Source organism: Saliniradius amylolyticus (assembly GCF_003143555.1).
Classification (GTDB): Bacteria; Pseudomonadota; Gammaproteobacteria; order Enterobacterales; family Alteromonadaceae; genus Saliniradius; species Saliniradius amylolyticus.
The window spans coordinates 393877-411040 of the sequence record NZ_CP029347.1 but is presented as its reverse complement, the minus strand read 5'-3'; the positions used below and the strand labels follow the sequence as shown (position 1 = coordinate 411040).

Here is a 17164-nt window from a genome sequence, read left to right as displayed (position 1 = left end):
TTCTTTACGCCAGGCTGGCCTGGTCAATCGTTACGCCGGCACCCATAGTGGTGCTCAGGCTCACTTTCTTGACATAGGTGCCTTTCGCTGAAGAAGGCTTGGCCTTTTTCAGTGCTTCCAGCAGGGCTTCCAGATTTTCTTTGATTTGATTCTCTTCAAAGGCAATCTTACCGATACTGGCATGAATAATACCGTTCTTATCGTTGCGATAGCGCACCTGACCGGCCTTCGCATTCTGAACCGCAGTCGCCACATCAGGAGTTACAGTGCCAGTTTTAGGGTTTGGCATCAGGCCGCGTGGACCTAAGATTTGACCCAGCTGACCAACAACGCGCATCGCATCCGGAGAGGCAACAACAACGTCAAAGTTCATTTCGCCCTTCTTCACCTGCTCGGCCAGATCGTCCATACCCACGATATCGGCACCGGCTTCTTTCGCCGCATCGGCGTTAGCGCCTTGTGTAAATACCGCTACGCGTACGTCTTTACCCGTACCGTGAGGCAGTACAGTTGCACCACGCACGTTTTGATCTGATTTACGAGGATCAACACCCAGGTTTACGGACACATCAACGCTTTCAGGGAATTTCGCTGTGGCCAGTTCTTTCAGCAGAGCCACGGCTTCAGAAATTTCGTATTCTTTGGTCGCATCCACTTTTTCTTTAATGGTGCGCATACGTTTAGTTAATTTAGCCATTGATTAGTCCTCTACTACCAAGCCCATACTACGAGCAGAACCCGCGATAGTATTAACGGCAGCGTCCATATCCGCTGCGGTCAGATCAGGTTCTTTCGCCTGAGCGATTTCTTCCAACTGAGCACGAGTCACCTTGCCCACCTTATCGGTATTGGGACGAGAAGAACCGCTCTTCAGGCCTGCTGCTTTCTTCAGCAGGTAAGATGCTGGTGGTGTCTTGGTCTCGAATGTGAAAGAGCGATCTTCGTACACAGTAATAACAACTGGTACTGGCGCGCCTTTGTCCAGGCTCTCTGTCTTAGCGTTAAAAGCTTTACAGAACTCCATGATGTTTACACCATGCTGACCCAGAGCTGGACCAACTGGCGGGCTTGGATTTGCAGAGCCTGCACCGACCTGCAGCTTGATTAAGCCTTGTACTTTTTTAGCCATTGCTTATTACCTCTATTGCGGGTTTAACGCCTCGTAAACATTGAGGATGCTTACTCAAACGGCTTCCCGTGCATTAAAAAAGGACGCGGATTATATTTTAATCCACGTCCACGATCAACCATGCTGGCGTTATTCTTTGAAATATTCTCAGGCGAGCGCTAACTAGCTCTTTTCTACCTGACTGAAATCCAGATCTACCGGGGTAGAGCGGCCAAAGATCAGCACCGATACTTTCAGGCGACTTTTCTCGTAATCCACTTCTTCAACCACACCGTTGAAATCGGCAAAAGGACCGTCGGTAACCCGGACCACTTCACCCGGCTCGAACAATGTCTTCGGTCTTGGCTTGTCTACCGACTCTTCGAGGCGATTCAGGATGGCGTCGGCTTCGCGCTTGCTGATAGGCGCAGGGCGGTCAGATGTACCACCGATAAAGCCCAACACACGGGGCACGCTTTTCACCAGGTGCCACGAATCTTCGTTCATTTCCATTTCAACCAGCACATAGCCGGGGAAGAATTTACGCTCACTCTTGCGCTTTTGACCGGCACGCATCTCAACGACTTCTTCGGTAGGAACCAGGATCTCACCGAAGTAATCTTCCATAGCGTGGATCTTGATATGTTCTTCAAGCGATTTTTTTACTCGTGCCTCAAAGCCTGAGAAGGCCTGTACCACGTACCATTTCTTATCTGCCATATCAGATCCCTAACCCTGTTACAAAACCGACCAAGCGAACCAGAATACCGTCTAATCCCCAAAGAATCAGAGCCATAATAATGGTTGCTGCTAATACAATCAGTGTTGTCTGTGTGGCTTCCTGACGTGTCGGCCAGACCACTTTGCGAACTTCGGTGCGCGATTCTTTAGCAAATGCAATAAAATCCGAGCCTTTCTGAGTGCTTGCTGCAATTAAGCCTGCAACCACTACTGCCGCGACAATCGCCAGCGCACGCACCAACACGGACATCTCACCGTACATTGTGTTGCCCGCAACACATGCGATTAACAGGGCGAACACCAGTACCCATTTTACTGAATCCATAGCACTCGCGGTATTCTCTGTATTTGCGCTCATCTAATTACCTATTTAGCCTCTCAGCCTAAACCATTGGTACAGGCTTTGTACCCGAATACGTTGGCAGGGGTGGAGGGATTCGAACCCCCAACACGCGGATTTGGAATCCGCTGCTCTGCCAATTGGAGCTACACCCCTAAAATACCTTCCTCACAAGTTATATCTCATCGTCTGGTTATTAATAGTCAGATTCGAAAGGAGAACTTGGGAGGGTGCGGTATTATACCCACTTGACGGACGCTGACAAGCTCAATCCCGCTCCGGTTTGCTTTTCACGTATATACGGGCAGTATAGGGATTTACCCGTAAACGCGACGGCTCAATCCATGTTTGATATTAAACAGAGACTGCACCAGCAAATCAGAAACAAGGCCATTAGTCGTGCTGAGACACGTATACTTCTCGCAGGCAAGAAACCCGAACAGTTCTCTGAGGAAGAGCTGGAGATCATCGTCAAGGAGGAAGAGGAGAGTATTAAGTCCAGCTTTAAAGAAAAAGGCCTTATGGGGTTGGCTGCCCTGCTTGGGCTGAGCTTCTGGGCCTAATATGTTTAAACCCGTGTTACGTCTGACCCTGATTACGTTTGTTTGGCGTCGTTATAAGCGCAATATACTGATCACCCTGGCGGCATTCATTGCTACCGTTTTAGTCACCATCATTCACAGCGACTACCTGGCCTACCTGAATCAAACCGGGCAAACAGCCAACATAGGCTGGTCGTTTGTCGTGAAATGGTTGCTTTACCTTCTGATCATTGCCCTTTGGATCGCCACACTGAGCTTACATAAAACGAGTCGCTCCACCACATTTAAGCGACCGTCTCATTCTGAGATCAGAGATACCGCATCCCGTCGCAAGGAGAAAGGTCCCTCTCAGGGCGATGACCCCTTTGCTCACATTCGTAACAAGAAGCAGCTTCACAGTCGTGGTGATCAGGTCATTGAGCATAAGAAGTAACTAGTTGACCCACAGGCTCCAGAGCAAAAGCGACTGTATTAGCAGCAGACACAAAAAAGGCGCGCAAAGGCGCCTTTCTGAGAGCTCTATGATACCGACTCTCAGTCGATAATCTTAGATACTACGCCAGCACCAACGGTACGGCCACGTTACTCCTATCATCCTGATACTCGCCCTACGGGCCATCGTCGCTGCGCTCCGATGTTCAAAATCGTTCAGGTGGCCGTAAACAAAAAAGGCGCCCAAAGGCGCCTTTCTGATAACTCTATGATACCGACTCTTAGTCGATGATCTTAGATACTACGCCAGCACCAACGGTACGGCCACCTTCACGAATCGCGAAGCGCAAACCTTCGTCCATCGCAATCGGTGCAATCAGCTCAACAACAAACTTCAGGTTGTCGCCTGGCATGACCATCTCTACGCCTTCTGGCAGCTCTACCGCGCCAGTTACGTCAGTGGTACGGAAGTAGAACTGAGGACGATAGCCTTTGAAGAATGGCGTGTGACGGCCACCTTCGTCTTTGCTCAGTACGTATACTTCTGCTTCAAACTTGGTGTGAGGCGTGATTGAACCAGGCTTAGACAGTACCTGACCACGCTCAACTTCGTCACGCTTAGTACCACGCAGCAACGCACCAATGTTCTCACCTGCACGGCCTTCGTCCAGCATCTTGCGGAACATCTCTACACCGGTGATGGTGGTCTTGGTGGTTTCTTTGATACCAACAATCTCACACTCGTCGCCTGTGTTGATGATACCGCGCTCTACACGACCGGTTACAACAGTACCACGACCAGAGATTGAGAATACGTCTTCGATTGGCATCAAGAACGGCTTGTCGATGTCACGCTCTGGCTCTGGGATGTAAGAATCCAGTGCTTCGCCCAGCTCTACGATTTTCTTTTCCCACTCTGCATCGCCTTCCAATGCTTTCAGAGCAGAGCCCTGAATCACTGGCAGGTCGTCGCCTGGGAAGTCGTATTCGCTCAGCAGTTCACGAACTTCCATCTCTACCAACTCTAGCAGCTCTTCATCGTCTACCATGTCGCACTTGTTCATGAATACGATGATAGAAGGTACGCCTACCTGACGACCCAGCAGGATGTGCTCACGAGTCTGAGGCATAGGACCATCGGTGGCCGCTACTACCAGAATCGCGCCGTCCATCTGCGCAGCACCAGTGATCATGTTTTTAACATAGTCAGCGTGCCCCGGGCAGTCTACGTGTGCGTAGTGACGGTTTGGCGTGTCATACTCTACGTGTGAGGTAGAGATGGTGATACCACGGTCTTTCTCTTCAGGCGCGTTGTCGATTTGATCGAATGCCTGGGCTGAACCACCGTAGGTCTTGGCCAATACCGTGGTAATAGCCGCTGTCAGTGTGGTTTTACCGTGGTCTACGTGACCAATTGTACCGACGTTTACGTGCGGTTTCGTACGTTCAAACTTTTCTTTTGCCATTTTCGTTACCCCAGCGAAGGTTAATACACTAAAAGATAGACCATAAGTAGAATGAGCTGGGGGGAGAGAGAAGTGGTGCTGATAGGCAGATTTGAACTGCCGACCTCACCCTTACCAAGGGTGCGCTCTACCAACTGAGCTATATCAGCACATAATTTGGAGCGGGCAGCGGGAATCGAACCCGCATCATCAGCTTGGAAGGCTGAGGTAATAGCCATTATACGATGCCCGCGTTCCTTTATCTCTTGAGGCCACCTCATCCCAAGAACTTGGCGGGCAACAGGAACGCTGTTACTGACCTGTGTACCCAATGCAAGTGTGCTACTCGCATTTAAAATATGGTGGAGGGGGCAGGATTCGAACCTGCGAAGGCTGAGCCGTCAGATTTACAGTCTGATCCCTTTGGCCACTCGGGAACCCCTCCAAATTGTTTTGATGATGGTGCCGGCTGCCGGAGTCGAACTGGCGACCTACTGATTACAAGTCAGTTGCTCTACCTACTGAGCTAAGCCGGCGTCTCATCAAGTGGGTGCGAATTCTAGAGAAGCCTTCCGCCACTTGCAAGAGTCAAAGATAAAAAAAAACGGTTTTTCGGCCCGATTGCTCAAATTGCACCCAGCACAGCCTGTTTTTGTAGCTTTATGCCTGCTTCTCAGGCATAAACAGAGCCATCCCTTTAAAAATAAGATCGGGCTGAAAGTCACATACGTCTGGGTTCTTACGCCAGAACTGCTCTGCATCCCCCCCGCAAAGAATCACCTCGAAGTCGGCAAAATGACGTCGGCAAAACTCTCTTGCTTGATAAATAATCCCCTGCGCCGCCGATAAGCAACCAGCATCAACACAATCCATGGTGTTTTGCCCCACTTCCATACGACTCCACCCTGTCTTCCGAGCTGCGACATTCTGCGTAGTCTGCACCAATGCACCGCGCATACTGTTGACCCCTGGCAAAATCCATCCTCCCAGATGATTTCTTTCCGCATCCACAAAATCACAGGTGATCGCGGTACCATAGTCAATCACCGCATACGCGCGATGGCGCCCACACCCTGCACCTAATATGGCTAGCCAGCGGTCTATACCAAGCGCGCTTGGGCTCTCATAAGCGCAGCTAATGCCAAAAGCTTTAGCGGTAACCCTTGCTTCAATACATTGTACTCGACGTCGTTGAGCTTCCTTTCTGATCCAGTCGGTTAACAACGGATTGCCAACTGCGGCCAGCACCATTGACTGGCTCTTTGCGATAAGTTGACCAATATCTTCATCACTAACAGGGCCCAGCATGATAATGCGCTCCTTCTGCAGGACCGCCGCTTTTGTCCTGCTGTTACCCACGTCCAGTAGTAAGGCACTATAGGGGACGGACACTGACCTCTCCCCCAAAAAACGTCTTCTGGCCGGCTTTAGTATCCAGAATCAAGGCACCGTCCTGGTTAATCCCCAGACATATTCCCTGGAATTCCTGTTTACCACAGAGCATTCTCACCGACTGACCAGCAAAATGATCACGTTTATTCCAGCGTTCTTGGAAAGGGGTTAATCCCTGTTCTTCGAAACGAAGTACCCCCTCATGAAGTCTGTCGATAATTCTTGCTGCCAAACGGTTCTTATCCACTTCTTGCCCAAATTCGCGTGTTAAGTCGGTCCATGGCTGGTCGATACCCATAGCAACGTTATCCGGCATATCCAGATTCAGGCCTAACCCGATAACCGCCTGACACTCATCGTTCATTTGCCCTTCTACCTCGATTAAAATGCCGCCTAGCTTTTTACCCTCAAGATAAACGTCATTCGGCCATTTTAACTTAGTCCCGGGATAGCCAAGTTCATCAAGGGCCTCGCTGACAACGAGCCCCACCATCAGACTCAGGCCTTGCAACGCTGAATAACCGCCTCCAAAGCACCAGAACATGGACAAGTAAAGATTGGCACCAAACGGCGATAGCCATTGCCTACCCATTCGGCCTCTACCTGCCGTCTGAGCCTGAGCCACACAGACAGCCCCTGAATAATGCAGTTCCTGGTCACATTTTAATTGGGTGTTTGTAGAGTCCACCACATTCATGACTTTGACAGGCGCACCCAAAATGGCTTGACGATGTGTGGCTAATTGACTCTCCTCCAAAAGAGTCAAAGGACCACTTAGGCGATAACCCTTCCCTGTTACTTTATACACATCTAACCCTAGCGCCGTCAGAGCCTGAATATGCTTGTTCACAGCCGCTCTGGAGACTCCCAACGCCCTACCGAGAGACTCACCGGAATGAAACTGACCGTCGGCCAGCCGCGCTACTAACGTTGAGCGACGCTGTTCTACGGATAGGCTCATAACTCAACCAGGCCGGTCCGGCCAACCAGTCGGACTTCGTTGTGCAGTTGAATGGCGAACCTTTTATATACGGCATCACGAATCTCCCGTGCCATATTAAGCAGCGCCTGACCAGAGCCTTCTCCGGTATTAAACAGCACTAAAGGCTGACTTGCGTGGCAGCCAATTCCCTCCCTCTCATAACCTTTATAACCAAGCTTATCGATAAGAAAAGCCGCGGGGACTTTTATTCGGCCATCCGATAACGGGTGGCCAGGCATTGCAGGAAAGTCCGCCAACAACTTATCGTAATGATCCGCCTCAATGACGGGGTTCTTAAAGAAGCTGCCGGCATTACCTATCTTCTCGGGGTCAGGTAGTTTGGCAGAGCGAATATTAATCACAGCCTCGCAGATTTGTTGTGCAGTGCAGTCTTTCGATAAATCGGTCAATGCACCATAGGAGAGCTCTGGCCGCCATGTTTTTGGTAATGCGAGCGTAACCGACCGTACCAGTAAATTCTGACCTTCGGGGCGCTTAAAGAAGCTATCCCGATAGCCAAACTGGCATTCGCGGCGAGTCAACTGCAGCTCTTCCCCGGTAAATTTGTCTCGTACGTCGACCGACTGACAAAACTCGGACAACTCTCTGCCATAGGCGCCGATATTCTGTATCGGTGCGGCGCCCACGGTGCCAGGTATCAGGGCCAGGTTCTCTAGACCATCAATCCCTTTCGCTAATAGCGCGCAAACCAAGTCATGCCAGTTCTCACCAGCCTGGGCTGTCACCACATAGTCTGTGTCTGTCTCAGTAACCGATACTCCCTGCCCTTCCACGCATATGAGAGTCCCGTCAAAATCGTCCACAAACACCGTATTACTGCCGCCAGCCAAAATATAATGTGGCTCATCCCGATCGATAAGCAAGCGAGAGTCATCGCGCCAATGGACAAGGTTTCTGGCTTTTGCCGACAAACCAAACGTATGTAACTGAGAAAGATCGAACAACGCTAACAACCCTTAGGAATTCGGAAGCCTAAGTGTAAGGAAGCGGAAGGTTAAGATCGAGCACCACAGCCCAACTTTACTATTTATTTACCTTCACCATGTTAACTGGCGGAACATATCCCCCGGCCCGGAGCCTTTCGTCATACCCATGGAGATGCAGACCTACGTCAGCATGAGAGTGTATGGCCCACATGGATATGGGTCATTAGAACAACGCAGGAGCCGTTGTCGTGACGGCCGACCTGGAGGCGGCTTCATGGACGAATGACAGATGACTGATGGCCGTTAGAATACGATACCCTTGCCAGTGCGATGGGTTGGGTCCCATGTGATTGCGCGTCAGTGCATTGCTGAAGAGGGGCTATCCGCCTGCGGATGTTTGTGCGAGTGATGAGGGTGATTTACAGGCAATAAAAAAGGGCCATCCTTTCGGATAGCCCTTCTTCAGGAATAGAAGCCTGGCGGTGTGCTACTTTACTCCGCGCAATCCTGCGCTACGCCCTTCGGGCCGTCGTCGCGTAGCTCCGACGTTCAAATTCGTTCCCGACGAATTTGTCACATTCCATGTTCGAGTGCACACCCGAATACTATTGATGCAAATAAAAAAGCCCCTCTCTTTCGAGAAGGGCTTTTCTATTTGAATTAGAAGCCTGGCGGTGTGCTACTCTCACATGGGGAGACCCCACACTACCATCGCCGCTAATACGTTTCACTTCTGAGTTCGGAATGGAATCAGGTGGTTCCGTATTGCTATTGCCGCCAGGCATAAACTGTGAACAATTTGAGCAAGCTGTCTTTAAATCGGTAATCTGTCTGTCTTGGTATTGCTCTGATGCGCGTTACTTACTGTTTTAACGTCACTTGGGCGTTGTATGGTTAAGCCTCACGGGCAATTAGTACGGGTTAGCTCAACGCCTTACAACGCTTACACATCCCGCCTATCAACGTCCTGGTCTTGAACGACCCTTTAGAGAGCTTAAGCTCTAGGGATGACTCATCTCGAGGCTCGCTTCCCGCTTAGATGCTTTCAGCGGTTATCGATTCCGAACGTAGCTACCGGGCAGTGCCATTGGCATGACAACCCGAACACCAGCGGTTCGTCCACTCCGGTCCTCTCGTACTAGGAGCAGCCCCTCTCAATCATCCAGCGCCCACGGCAGATAGGGACCGAACTGTCTCACGACGTTCTAAACCCAGCTCGCGTACCACTTTAAATGGCGAACAGCCATACCCTTGGGACCGACTTCAGCCCCAGGATGTGATGAGCCGACATCGAGGTGCCAAACACCGCCGTCGATATGAACTCTTGGGCGGTATCAGCCTGTTATCCCCGGAGTACCTTTTATCCGTTGAGCGATGGCCCTTCCATACAGAACCACCGGATCACTATGACCTACTTTCGTACCTGCTCGACGTGTCTGTCTCGCAGTTAAGCTGGCTTATGCCATTACACTAACCTCCTGATGTCCGACCAGGATTAGCCAACCTTCGTGCTCCTCCGTTACTCTTTGGGAGGAGACCGCCCCAGTCAAACTACCCACCAGACACTGTCCGCAATCCCGATAAGGGACCAACGTTAGAACATCAAACATACAAGGGTGGTATTTCAAGGTTGGCTCCACATCATCTGGCGACAATGCTTCAAAGCCTCCCACCTATCCTACACATGTAGGTTCAATGTTCAGTGCCAAGCTGTAGTAAAGGTTCACGGGGTCTTTCCGTCTAGCCGCGGGTACACCGCATCTTCACGGCGATTTCAATTTCACTGAGTCTCGGGTGGAGACAGCGTGGCCATGGTTACACCATTCGTGCAGGTCGGAACTTACCCGACAAGGAATTTCGCTACCTTAGGACCGTTATAGTTACGGCCGCCGTTTACCGGGGCTTCGATCAAGAGCTTCGCATACGCTAACCCCATCAATTAACCTTCCGGCACCGGGCAGGTGTCATACCGTATACGTCCGCTTACGCGTTAGCACAGTACTGTGTTTTTAATAAACAGTCCCAGCCACCTGGTCACTGCGACCGCCATCTGCTTAGGGAGCAAGTCCCATCACAAACAGCGGCGTACCTTCTCCCGAAGTTACGGTACTATTTTGCCGAGTTCCTTCACCCGAGTTCTCTCAAGCGCCTTAGTATTCTCTACCTGACCACCTGTGTCGGTTTGGGGTACGGTTCGTATTATCATATGCTTAGAGGCTTTTCCTGGAAGCGGGGCATCTGTGACTTCAACTCCTTGGAGTCTCGTCTCGTGTCTCGGCCTTAGAATCCCGGATTTGCCTAAGATTCCAGCCTACGCACTTTCACATGGACAACCAACGCCATGCTCACATAGCCTTCTCCGTCCCCCCTTCGCTGATAATACAAGTACGGGAATATTAACCCGTTTCCCATCGACTACGCATTTCTGCCTCGCCTTAGGGGCCGACTTACCCTGCCCTGATTAGCATGGGACAGGAAACCTTGGTCTTCCGGCGTGGGGGTTTTTCACCCCCATTATCGTTACTCATGTCAGCATTCGCACTTGTGATATGTCCAGCACACCTCTCGATGCACCTTCAGCCACTTACACAACGCTCCCCTACCCAGCATGTAAACATGCTGCCGCAGCTTCGGTGACTAGTTTTAGCCCCGTTACATCTTCCGCGCAGGCCGACTCGACTAGTGAGCTATTACGCTTTCTTTAAAGGGTGGCTGCTTCTAAGCCAACCTCCTAGCTGTCTGTGCCTTCCCACATCGTTTCCCACTTAACTAGTACTTGGGGACCTTAGCTGGCGGTCTGGGTTGTTTCCCTCTCCACGACGGACGTTAGCACCCGCCGTGTGTCTCCCGGATAGTACTCTACGGTATTCGGAGTTTGCATGGGGTTGGTAAGTCGGGATGACCCCCTAGCCCAAACAGTGCTCTACCCCCGTAGGTATTCATCCGAGGCGCTACCTAAATAGCTTTCGGGGAGAACCAGCTATCTCCCGGTTTGATTGGCCTTTCACCCCCAGCCACAAGTCATCCCCATCTTTTTCAACAGATGTGGGTTCGGTCCTCCAGTTGATGTTACTCAACCTTCAACCTGCTCATGGCTAGATCACCGGGTTTCGGGTCTATACCTGGCAACTAGACGCGCAGTTAACACTCGCTTTCGCTACGGCTCCCCTAAACGGTTAACCTTGCTACCAAATATAAGTCGCTGACCCATTATACAAAAGGTACGCAGTCACCTAACAAGTAGGCTCCCACTGATTGTACGTATACGGTTTCAGGTTCTATTTCACTCCCCTCACTGGGGTTCTTTTCGCCTTTCCCTCACGGTACTGGTTCACTATCGGTCAGTTAGGAGTATTTAGCCTTGGAGGATGGTCCCCCCATATTCAGTCAAGATAACACGTGTCCCGACCTACTCGATTTCACTATCAGATTGTTTTAGTGTACGGGGCTGTCACCCTGTATCGCGGCACTTTCCAGAGCCTTCCACTAACGCACTGATAACTTAAGGGCTAATCCCCGTTCGCTCGCCGCTACTAAGGGAATCTCGGTTGATTTCTTTTCCTCGGGGTACTTAGATGTTTCAGTTCTCCCGGTTCGCCTCTCATGCCTATAGATTCAACATGAGATACCTCTAAAGAGGTGGGTTTCCCCATTCGGACATCTGTGGCTAATAATGCATTTTGTCAGCTCACCACAGCTTTTCGCAGACTTACACGTCCTTCATCGCCTCTAACTGCCTAGGCATCCACCGTATACGCTTTGTCACTTAACCATACAACCCCAAATAACGTCAGAATCGTACAGTCAGTAACGCGCTAATCATCAGATAAAGCAATACCAGACGACGTCTAGATTACTTCGCTTGATTGATTTAAATATCAGCTTGCCAAATTGTTAAAGAACATTAAGTGTCGAAACACTTATCAATAATGACTGTCAGTCAGTATTCATAAGTATTTCTGTATAGCGATTCGCGGACATATTTGCTAGTCAAGGCGTCGTGCAGCGTAGCGTACAATCAGTACGTGAGCTGTGCGACAACGCAGAATAGCGAATATGTGGTAGGCTTGGGCAGACTTGAACTGCCGACCTCACCCTTATCAGGGGTGCGCTCTAACCAGCTGAGCTACAAGCCTATGGTGGAGCTAAGCAGGATCGAACTGCTGACCTCCTGCGTGCAAGGCAGGCGCTCTCCCAGCTGAGCTATAGCCCCTCGCTATACTCTTTCTCTTTGCAACAAAACAATCTGTGTAGGCACTGCATCAAAAGATGTCAGCATTTCGTAAGGAGGTGATCCAACCGCAGGTTCCCCTACGGTTACCTTGTTACGACTTCACCCCAGTCATGGAACACAAAGTGGTGATCGCCCTCCGAAGTTAGGCTAACCACTTCTTTTGCATCCCACTCCCATGGTGTGACGGGCGGTGTGTACAAGGCCCGGGAACGTATTCACCGCAGTATTCTGACCTGCGATTACTAGCGATTCCGACTTCATGGAGTCGAGTTGCAGACTCCAATCCGGACTACGATTGGCTTTAAGGGATCCGCTCCAGCTCGCGCTCTCGCTTCCCTCTGTACCAACCATTGTAGCACGTGTGTAGCCCTACACGTAAGGGCCATGATGACTTGACGTCGTCCCCACCTTCCTCCGGTTTGTCACCGGCAGTCTCCTTAGAGTGCCCAACTTAATGCTGGCAACTAAGGACAAGGGTTGCGCTCGTTGCGGGACTTAACCCAACATCTCACGACACGAGCTGACGACAGCCATGCAGCACCTGTGTCAGAGTTCCCGAAGGCACCAATCCATCTCTGGAAAGTTCTCTGCATGTCAAGTGTAGGTAAGGTTCTTCGCGTTGCATCGAATTAAACCACATGCTCCACCGCTTGTGCGGGCCCCCGTCAATTCATTTGAGTTTTAACCTTGCGGCCGTACTCCCCAGGCGGTCTACTTAGCGCGTTAGCTTCGCTACTCACAACCTATAGTCGCAAACAGCTAGTAGACAGCGTTTACGGCGTGGACTACCAGGGTATCTAATCCTGTTCGCTACCCACGCTTTCGCACCTGAGCGTCAGTCTTTGGCCAGGGAGTCGCCTTCGCCACTGATGTTCCTCCAGATCTCTACGCATTTCACCGCTACACCTGGAATTCCACTCCCCTCTCCAAGACTCTAGTCTGCCAGTTCTAAATGACCCTCCCAGGTTGAGCCCGGGGCTTTCACATCTAGCTTAACAAACCGCCTGCGTGCGCTTTACGCCCAGTAATTCCGATTAACGCTCGCACCCTCCGTATTACCGCGGCTGCTGGCACGGAGTTAGCCGGTGCTTCTTCTGTGACTAACGTCAATATGTGCAGGTATTAACTACACATCCTTCCTCATCACTGAAAGTGCTTTACAACCCGAAGGCCTTCTTCACACACGCGGCATGGCTGGATCAGGGTTGCCCCCATTGTCCAATATTCCCCACTGCTGCCTCCCGTAGGAGTCTGGGCCGTGTCTCAGTCCCAGTGTGGCTGTCCTTCCTCTCAAAACAGCTAGAGATCGTCGCCATGGTGAGCTCTTACCTCACCATCTAGCTAATCTCACTTGGGTTCATCCGGTAGCGAGAGCCTAAGCCCTCTTTGGTCCGTAGACGTTATGCGGTATTAGCCACCGTTTCCAGTGGTTGTCCCCCTCTACCGGGCAGATCCCCAAGCATTACTCACCCGTCCGCCGCTCGTCAGCAGAGAAGCAAGCTTCTCTCTGTTACCGCTCGACTTGCATGTGTTAGGCCTGCCGCCAGCGTTCAATCTGAGCCATGATCAAACTCTTCAATTAAATAATCATGAATATCTTTGGCTGACACTCTTTTAACGAGTGCCCACACAGATTGTCTCGTTGCAAATTGTTAAAGAACATTTCGCTTCAAATCCAAGCTTGGCTTGCCCTGAAGCGGGATGCGCATTCTACGCCAACCCCATCGACTGTCAAGCATTTTTATTTAAAAAGTTGCTTGCCTTTCCCTGTCTCGCTGAAGCGCTTAAATGCCTCTTCAGCAACTTCGATTCGCGTCCTGCTGCGGCGCCGTTAGTGGCTGTCCCGTCGAAGTGCGGCGCATTCTACAGCTCCCCGCTTATCCTGCAAGTGGTTTTTGATATTTTTTATCATTACAGGGTTCTTTTGCACATATTTGCACCAATCGGTTATTTTCTGTTTAAATAGGTTACTATTTTGTTAATTTTGAACTTGTTAGCTTACATAAGGTCTTAAAGCTGACAGAAGTAACCTGAAAGGTCCTATTTAATGAAGCTGCAACTCCCGGTTTTGGTAACCTGCTGTTGTTTAAGCCTACTCGGCCTTACTCAGGAAAGGACTCCCCAGAGTATCGACACAAAAACAGCTCAATTCTTAGAGTCTCAAATAGAGCGCTCAGCTTCGGTTGGACATGGTGTCCGAAACGTTGTAAGTCACTACCCTGAAGATGTTGAAATCATCGTCGGTACCGCTCTGGATATGTATCCGGAAAAATACAAGGAGATCATCCACGCCGCCATCTCAGCACAACCGGCACTCACTCATGACGTGGTGCAGATTGCTATCGACAAGGGCATCACCGAGTGTGTTGAGATCGTCGAAACTGCGATCAAAGCCGAACCCAGTTACGTAGATTTTGTAGTAAACGCCGCTGCCAACTCTAGTCCAGAGCAGTTGGATGATATTATTCGGGTCGCGGTACAAACCGAACCTCAATCCGCTGATGCTATTGTTCGCTCGGTGGCCAAAGCACAGCCCAATCGACTCATGGAAATCATGGTGTCGGCCCTGAACGCCGTACCGATTGTGGGTGAGTACGTTGTCGAGGCATTGCTGGCCGCACACCCCGCTAGTGCTGAAACCGTAATGAGTGCGGCTATCCACCACTATGAAAATAACGATGATGAATTAAAACGTGTTTTTGAAAGCGCTCGCAGTGTCGGTATCAGTAAAGAGCAACTCCGAGAGCTGGGCCTGAAAAATGGTATGTCTCAAGAACAGTTAACGGTCATGCTGTCTAATAATTAAAAATCTATCACGAACAGCTTGACGGTTAGTCTGCCAAGCTGCATTTCAGACAAAAAAAAGCCGGGTTATACCCGGCTTTTTTATACTTTTGTGTCAGCTTATTCAGCTGCAGCTTCTTCGGTTACTTCTTCCGCTTCTACTGGACGGTCAACAAACTCAATGTAGGCCATAGGAGCTTTGTCACCGGTACGGTAGCCGCATTTTAAGATGCGGACATACCCACCAGGACGCTCGCTATAACGAGGACCTAAGTCAGTGAATAGTTTACCAACCACTTCTTTATCACCAGTGCGGGCGAACGCCAGACGGCGATTAGCAACACTGTCTTGCTTAGCAAGGGTGATAAGCGGCTCAATAACGCGACGCAACTCTTTCGCCTTTGGCAGGGTTGTTTTGATGATTTCGTGTTTCACCAAAGAACCGGCCATATTGCGAAACATCGCTTGACGATGGCTGCTGTTACGATTTAACTGACGACCACTCTTACGATGGCGCATGGTTCTTTCCTTCTTATCAAATCAGTTTAACTTGCGACCTGATTAGTCTTTCTCAACCAGACTCTCTGGTGGCCAGTTCTCCAGGCGCATGCCCAGAGACAAACCACGAGACGCCAAGACGTCTTTGATTTCTGTGAGAGACTTCTTACCTAAGTTAGGCGTTTTCAGCAATTCAACTTCGGTGCGTTGCACCAGGTCACCGATATACTGGATAGCTTCTGCTTTCAGACAGTTTGCAGAGCGGACCGTAAGCTCCAGATCATCTACTGGGCGAAGCAGAATCGGATCAAACTCCGGCTTCTCTTCTTTCGCTTCTGGTTCCTTGATATCGCGTAGTTCAACGAAAGCATCCAACTGCTCAGCCAAAATTGTGGCGGCGCGGCGGATGGCTTCTTCTGGATCCAATGTACCATTGGTTTCCATATCGATGATCAGCTTGTCCAAGTCGGTGCGCTGCTCAACACGAGCAGAGTCAACGGAGTAAGCGATACGCTCTACAGGGCTGAATGAGGCATCTAACAACAAGCGGCCAATCGGACGCTCGTCATCTTCAGAGGAACGACGGGTTGATGCAGGAACGTAACCGCGTCCCATTTCCACCTTGATGCGCATCTCGATAGAGGCATCACCTGTCAGAGTACAGATGTGGTGGTCAGGGTTAGCAATGGTTACGTCACCGTCATGCTGAATATCGCCAGCAACAACAGGGCCTGCACCGGACTTAACCAGTGTTAGGGTCGCTTCCTCTTTGCCTTCCAGACTTACTGCTAAGCCTTTCAGGTTCAACAGGATTTCAATAACGTCTTCCTGCACGCCTTCTTTGGCGGTGTACTCGTGCAGTACGCCGTCAATTTCTACTTCTGTGACAGCACAACCTGGCATAGAAGACAGCAGAATACGACGCAGTGCGTTACCGAGTGTGTGTCCAAAACCACGCTCCATGGGCTCAAGAGTCACCTTGGCACGGGTGTTGGATACGTTTTCTATCTCGACTAACCTTGGTTTAAGGAATTCAGTTACAGAACCCGACATTGTTTCCTCTCTTTGACCTTTAACTTTACTTACTGTAAAGCTCGACGATCAGCTGTTCGTTAATTTCGGCAGACAGATCGCTACGCTCAGGAAGACGCTTGAACGTGCCTTCCATCTTCTTGCTGTCAACCTCTATCCAAGTTGGCTTCTCACGCTGGTCAGCCAGTTCCAGTGCCGCACTGATGCGAGCCTGGTTCTTAGCTTTCTCACGTACAGACACAACGTCTTCAGCAGATACGCTAAAAGAAGGAATGTTCACAACGCGACCGTTTACCAGAATGGCCTTGTGGCTTACCAACTGACGCGCTTCAGCACGAGTGCTGGCGAAGCCCATACGATAAACCACGTTGTCCAGACGTTGTTCCAACAGTTGCAACAGGTTTTCACCGGTGTTGCCTTTCAGACGAGCTGCTTCTTTGTAGTAGTTACGGAATTGCTTTTCCAGTACGCCATAAGAGCGACGTACTTTTTGCTTTTCACGTAGCTGCACACCGTAATCAGACAAACGGCCACGACGGGCGCCGTGCTGACCAGGCGCATTATCGATTTTACATTTCGAATCGATAGCTCGAACGCCGCTTTTCAGGAACAGATCCGTTCCTTCGCGACGGCTAAGTTTGAGTTTAGGACCCAAATATCTTGCCATGTTCTTTCTCCAACTGTCCT

15 protein-coding genes, 7 tRNA genes and 3 rRNA genes are annotated in these 17164 nt (G+C 50.4%); 4 read left to right on the top strand and 21 right to left on the bottom strand.

Going from position 1 to position 17164, the window contains the following annotated elements; all coding sequences use genetic code 11:
* Nucleotides 1-4 precede the first annotated feature (4 nt).
* The 5 genes from rplA to HMF8227_RS02120 all read right to left on the bottom strand — a co-directional run bounded on the left by rplA (nt 5) and on the right by HMF8227_RS02120 (nt 2345).
* Nucleotides 5-697 carry a 50S ribosomal protein L1 gene (gene rplA / locus HMF8227_RS02140; protein ID WP_109338607.1) on the bottom strand — a complete coding sequence of 231 codons (693 nt, stop codon included), beginning with the start codon at nt 695-697 and terminating at the stop codon, nt 5-7.
* Between the two features lie 3 nt (nt 698-700).
* Nucleotides 701-1129: a 50S ribosomal protein L11 gene (gene rplK, locus HMF8227_RS02135; RefSeq protein ID WP_109338606.1), complete on the bottom strand. Its 429-nt coding sequence runs from the start codon at nt 1127-1129 to the stop codon at nt 701-703.
* Nucleotides 1130-1291: 162 nt separating this feature from the next.
* Nucleotides 1292-1828 carry a transcription termination/antitermination protein NusG gene (gene nusG / locus HMF8227_RS02130; RefSeq protein ID WP_109338605.1) on the bottom strand — a complete coding sequence of 179 codons (537 nt, stop codon included), beginning with the start codon at nt 1826-1828 and terminating at the stop codon, nt 1292-1294.
* A gap of 1 nt (nt 1829) precedes the next feature.
* A complete protein-coding gene (gene secE / locus HMF8227_RS02125) occupies nt 1830-2207 on the bottom strand; it encodes a preprotein translocase subunit SecE (RefSeq protein WP_109338604.1) in 378 nt (125 codons plus the stop codon).
* A 61-nt stretch (nt 2208-2268) separates the two neighbouring features.
* Nucleotides 2269-2345: transfer RNA gene (locus tag HMF8227_RS02120), tRNA-Trp, on the bottom strand.
* A 188-nt stretch (nt 2346-2533) separates the two neighbouring features.
* Between HMF8227_RS02120 and HMF8227_RS02115 the strand changes: the two genes are divergently transcribed.
* Together HMF8227_RS02115 and HMF8227_RS02110 are read left to right on the top strand one after the other, a co-directional pair.
* Nucleotides 2534-2752 carry a hypothetical protein gene (locus HMF8227_RS02115; protein WP_109340982.1) on the top strand — a complete coding sequence of 73 codons (219 nt, stop codon included), beginning with the start codon at nt 2534-2536 and terminating at the stop codon, nt 2750-2752.
* A gap of 1 nt (nt 2753) precedes the next feature.
* Nucleotides 2754-3164 carry a hypothetical protein gene (locus tag HMF8227_RS02110; RefSeq protein ID WP_109338603.1) on the top strand — a complete coding sequence of 137 codons (411 nt, stop codon included), beginning with the start codon at nt 2754-2756 and terminating at the stop codon, nt 3162-3164.
* A 280-nt stretch (nt 3165-3444) separates the two neighbouring features.
* On the opposite strand, the gene tuf is transcribed toward HMF8227_RS02110, so the two are convergent.
* The 13 genes from tuf to HMF8227_RS02045 form a co-directional block, all read right to left on the bottom strand.
* Nucleotides 3445-4629 (bottom strand): elongation factor Tu, encoded by a 1185-nt coding sequence (tuf, locus tag HMF8227_RS02105; RefSeq protein WP_109338602.1) that lies wholly within the window; start codon nt 4627-4629, stop codon nt 3445-3447.
* A 73-nt stretch (nt 4630-4702) separates the two neighbouring features.
* Nucleotides 4703-4778, bottom strand: a tRNA-Thr gene (locus HMF8227_RS02100).
* 8 nt (nt 4779-4786) lie between these two features.
* Nucleotides 4787-4861, bottom strand: a tRNA-Gly gene (locus HMF8227_RS02095).
* A gap of 107 nt (nt 4862-4968) precedes the next feature.
* Nucleotides 4969-5053: transfer RNA gene (locus HMF8227_RS02090), tRNA-Tyr, on the bottom strand.
* Nucleotides 5054-5068: 15 nt separating this feature from the next.
* Nucleotides 5069-5144, bottom strand: a tRNA-Thr gene (locus HMF8227_RS02085).
* Nucleotides 5145-5268: 124 nt separating this feature from the next.
* Nucleotides 5269-6000 (bottom strand): type III pantothenate kinase, encoded by a 732-nt coding sequence (locus HMF8227_RS02080; RefSeq protein ID WP_162558459.1) that lies wholly within the window; start codon nt 5998-6000, stop codon nt 5269-5271.
* A complete protein-coding gene (birA, locus tag HMF8227_RS02075) occupies nt 5984-6961 on the bottom strand; it encodes a bifunctional biotin--[acetyl-CoA-carboxylase] ligase/biotin operon repressor BirA (protein WP_109338600.1) in 978 nt (325 codons plus the stop codon). The genes HMF8227_RS02080 and birA overlap by 17 nt, the downstream gene beginning before the upstream one ends.
* On the bottom strand, nt 6958-7947 hold the full coding sequence (gene murB, locus HMF8227_RS02070; RefSeq protein ID WP_109338599.1) for a UDP-N-acetylmuramate dehydrogenase: 990 nt from the start codon (nt 7945-7947) through the stop codon (nt 6958-6960). The genes birA and murB overlap by 4 nt, the downstream gene beginning before the upstream one ends.
* 648 nt (nt 7948-8595) lie before the next feature.
* Nucleotides 8596-8711: ribosomal RNA gene (gene rrf, locus HMF8227_RS02065) — 5S ribosomal RNA — on the bottom strand.
* Between the two features lie 108 nt (nt 8712-8819).
* A 23S ribosomal RNA gene (locus HMF8227_RS02060) occupies nt 8820-11701 on the bottom strand.
* Nucleotides 11702-11988: 287 nt separating this feature from the next.
* Nucleotides 11989-12065 (bottom strand) — tRNA-Ile (locus tag HMF8227_RS02055).
* Between the two features lies 1 nt (nt 12066).
* Nucleotides 12067-12142 (bottom strand) — tRNA-Ala (locus tag HMF8227_RS02050).
* Between the two features lie 70 nt (nt 12143-12212).
* Nucleotides 12213-13745: ribosomal RNA gene (locus tag HMF8227_RS02045) — 16S ribosomal RNA — on the bottom strand.
* Together the 16S, 23S and 5S rRNA genes with 2 tRNA genes alongside form the textbook arrangement of a ribosomal RNA operon.
* A gap of 60 nt (nt 13746-13805) precedes the next feature.
* Between HMF8227_RS02045 and HMF8227_RS15005 the strand changes: the two genes are divergently transcribed.
* The gene (locus HMF8227_RS15005; protein ID WP_162558458.1) at nt 13806-14129 is read left to right on the top strand and encodes a hypothetical protein; all 324 of its coding nucleotides are present in this window, start codon (nt 13806-13808) and stop codon (nt 14127-14129) included.
* A gap of 81 nt (nt 14130-14210) precedes the next feature.
* Nucleotides 14211-14969 carry a hypothetical protein gene (locus tag HMF8227_RS02040; protein ID WP_204101018.1) on the top strand — a complete coding sequence of 253 codons (759 nt, stop codon included), beginning with the start codon at nt 14211-14213 and terminating at the stop codon, nt 14967-14969.
* A gap of 98 nt (nt 14970-15067) precedes the next feature.
* Here the strand turns inward: HMF8227_RS02040 and rplQ are convergent, their stop codons facing one another.
* The 3 genes from rplQ to rpsD are packed head-to-tail and all read right to left on the bottom strand — an operon-like array spanning nt 15068 to nt 17144.
* On the bottom strand, nt 15068-15466 hold the full coding sequence (gene rplQ / locus HMF8227_RS02035) for a 50S ribosomal protein L17 (protein WP_109338597.1): 399 nt from the start codon (nt 15464-15466) through the stop codon (nt 15068-15070).
* Between the two features lie 42 nt (nt 15467-15508).
* A complete protein-coding gene (locus tag HMF8227_RS02030) occupies nt 15509-16498 on the bottom strand; it encodes a DNA-directed RNA polymerase subunit alpha (RefSeq protein WP_109338596.1) in 990 nt (329 codons plus the stop codon).
* 25 nt (nt 16499-16523) lie between these two features.
* Nucleotides 16524-17144 (bottom strand): 30S ribosomal protein S4, encoded by a 621-nt coding sequence (rpsD, locus tag HMF8227_RS02025; protein ID WP_109338595.1) that lies wholly within the window; start codon nt 17142-17144, stop codon nt 16524-16526.
* Between the last annotated feature and the right edge of the window lie 20 nt (nt 17145-17164).

What these genes read in the sequence shown, in the direction of transcription:
- rplA (WP_109338607.1), bottom strand. Translation starts at nt 697, where the DNA reads ATGGCTAAATTAACTAAACGTATGCGCACCATTAAAGAAAAAGTGGAT.
- rpsD (WP_109338595.1), bottom strand. Translation starts at nt 17,144, where the DNA reads ATGGCAAGATATTTGGGTCCTAAACTCAAACTTAGCCGTCGCGAAGGA.
- HMF8227_RS02115 (WP_109340982.1), top strand. Translation starts at nt 2,534, where the DNA reads ATGTTTGATATTAAACAGAGACTGCACCAGCAAATCAGAAACAAGGCC.
- HMF8227_RS02030 (WP_109338596.1), bottom strand. Translation starts at nt 16,498, where the DNA reads ATGTCGGGTTCTGTAACTGAATTCCTTAAACCAAGGTTAGTCGAGATA.
- nusG (WP_109338605.1), bottom strand. Translation starts at nt 1,828, where the DNA reads ATGGCAGATAAGAAATGGTACGTGGTACAGGCCTTCTCAGGCTTTGAG.
- HMF8227_RS02110 (WP_109338603.1), top strand. Translation starts at nt 2,754, where the DNA reads ATGTTTAAACCCGTGTTACGTCTGACCCTGATTACGTTTGTTTGGCGT.
- rplK (WP_109338606.1), bottom strand. Translation starts at nt 1,129, where the DNA reads ATGGCTAAAAAAGTACAAGGCTTAATCAAGCTGCAGGTCGGTGCAGGC.
- tuf (WP_109338602.1), bottom strand. Translation starts at nt 4,629, where the DNA reads ATGGCAAAAGAAAAGTTTGAACGTACGAAACCGCACGTAAACGTCGGT.
- birA (WP_109338600.1), bottom strand. Translation starts at nt 6,961, where the DNA reads ATGAGCCTATCCGTAGAACAGCGTCGCTCAACGTTAGTAGCGCGGCTG.
- rplQ (WP_109338597.1), bottom strand. Translation starts at nt 15,466, where the DNA reads ATGCGCCATCGTAAGAGTGGTCGTCAGTTAAATCGTAACAGCAGCCAT.
- secE (WP_109338604.1), bottom strand. Translation starts at nt 2,207, where the DNA reads ATGAGCGCAAATACAGAGAATACCGCGAGTGCTATGGATTCAGTAAAA.
- HMF8227_RS02040 (WP_204101018.1), top strand. Translation starts at nt 14,211, where the DNA reads ATGAAGCTGCAACTCCCGGTTTTGGTAACCTGCTGTTGTTTAAGCCTA.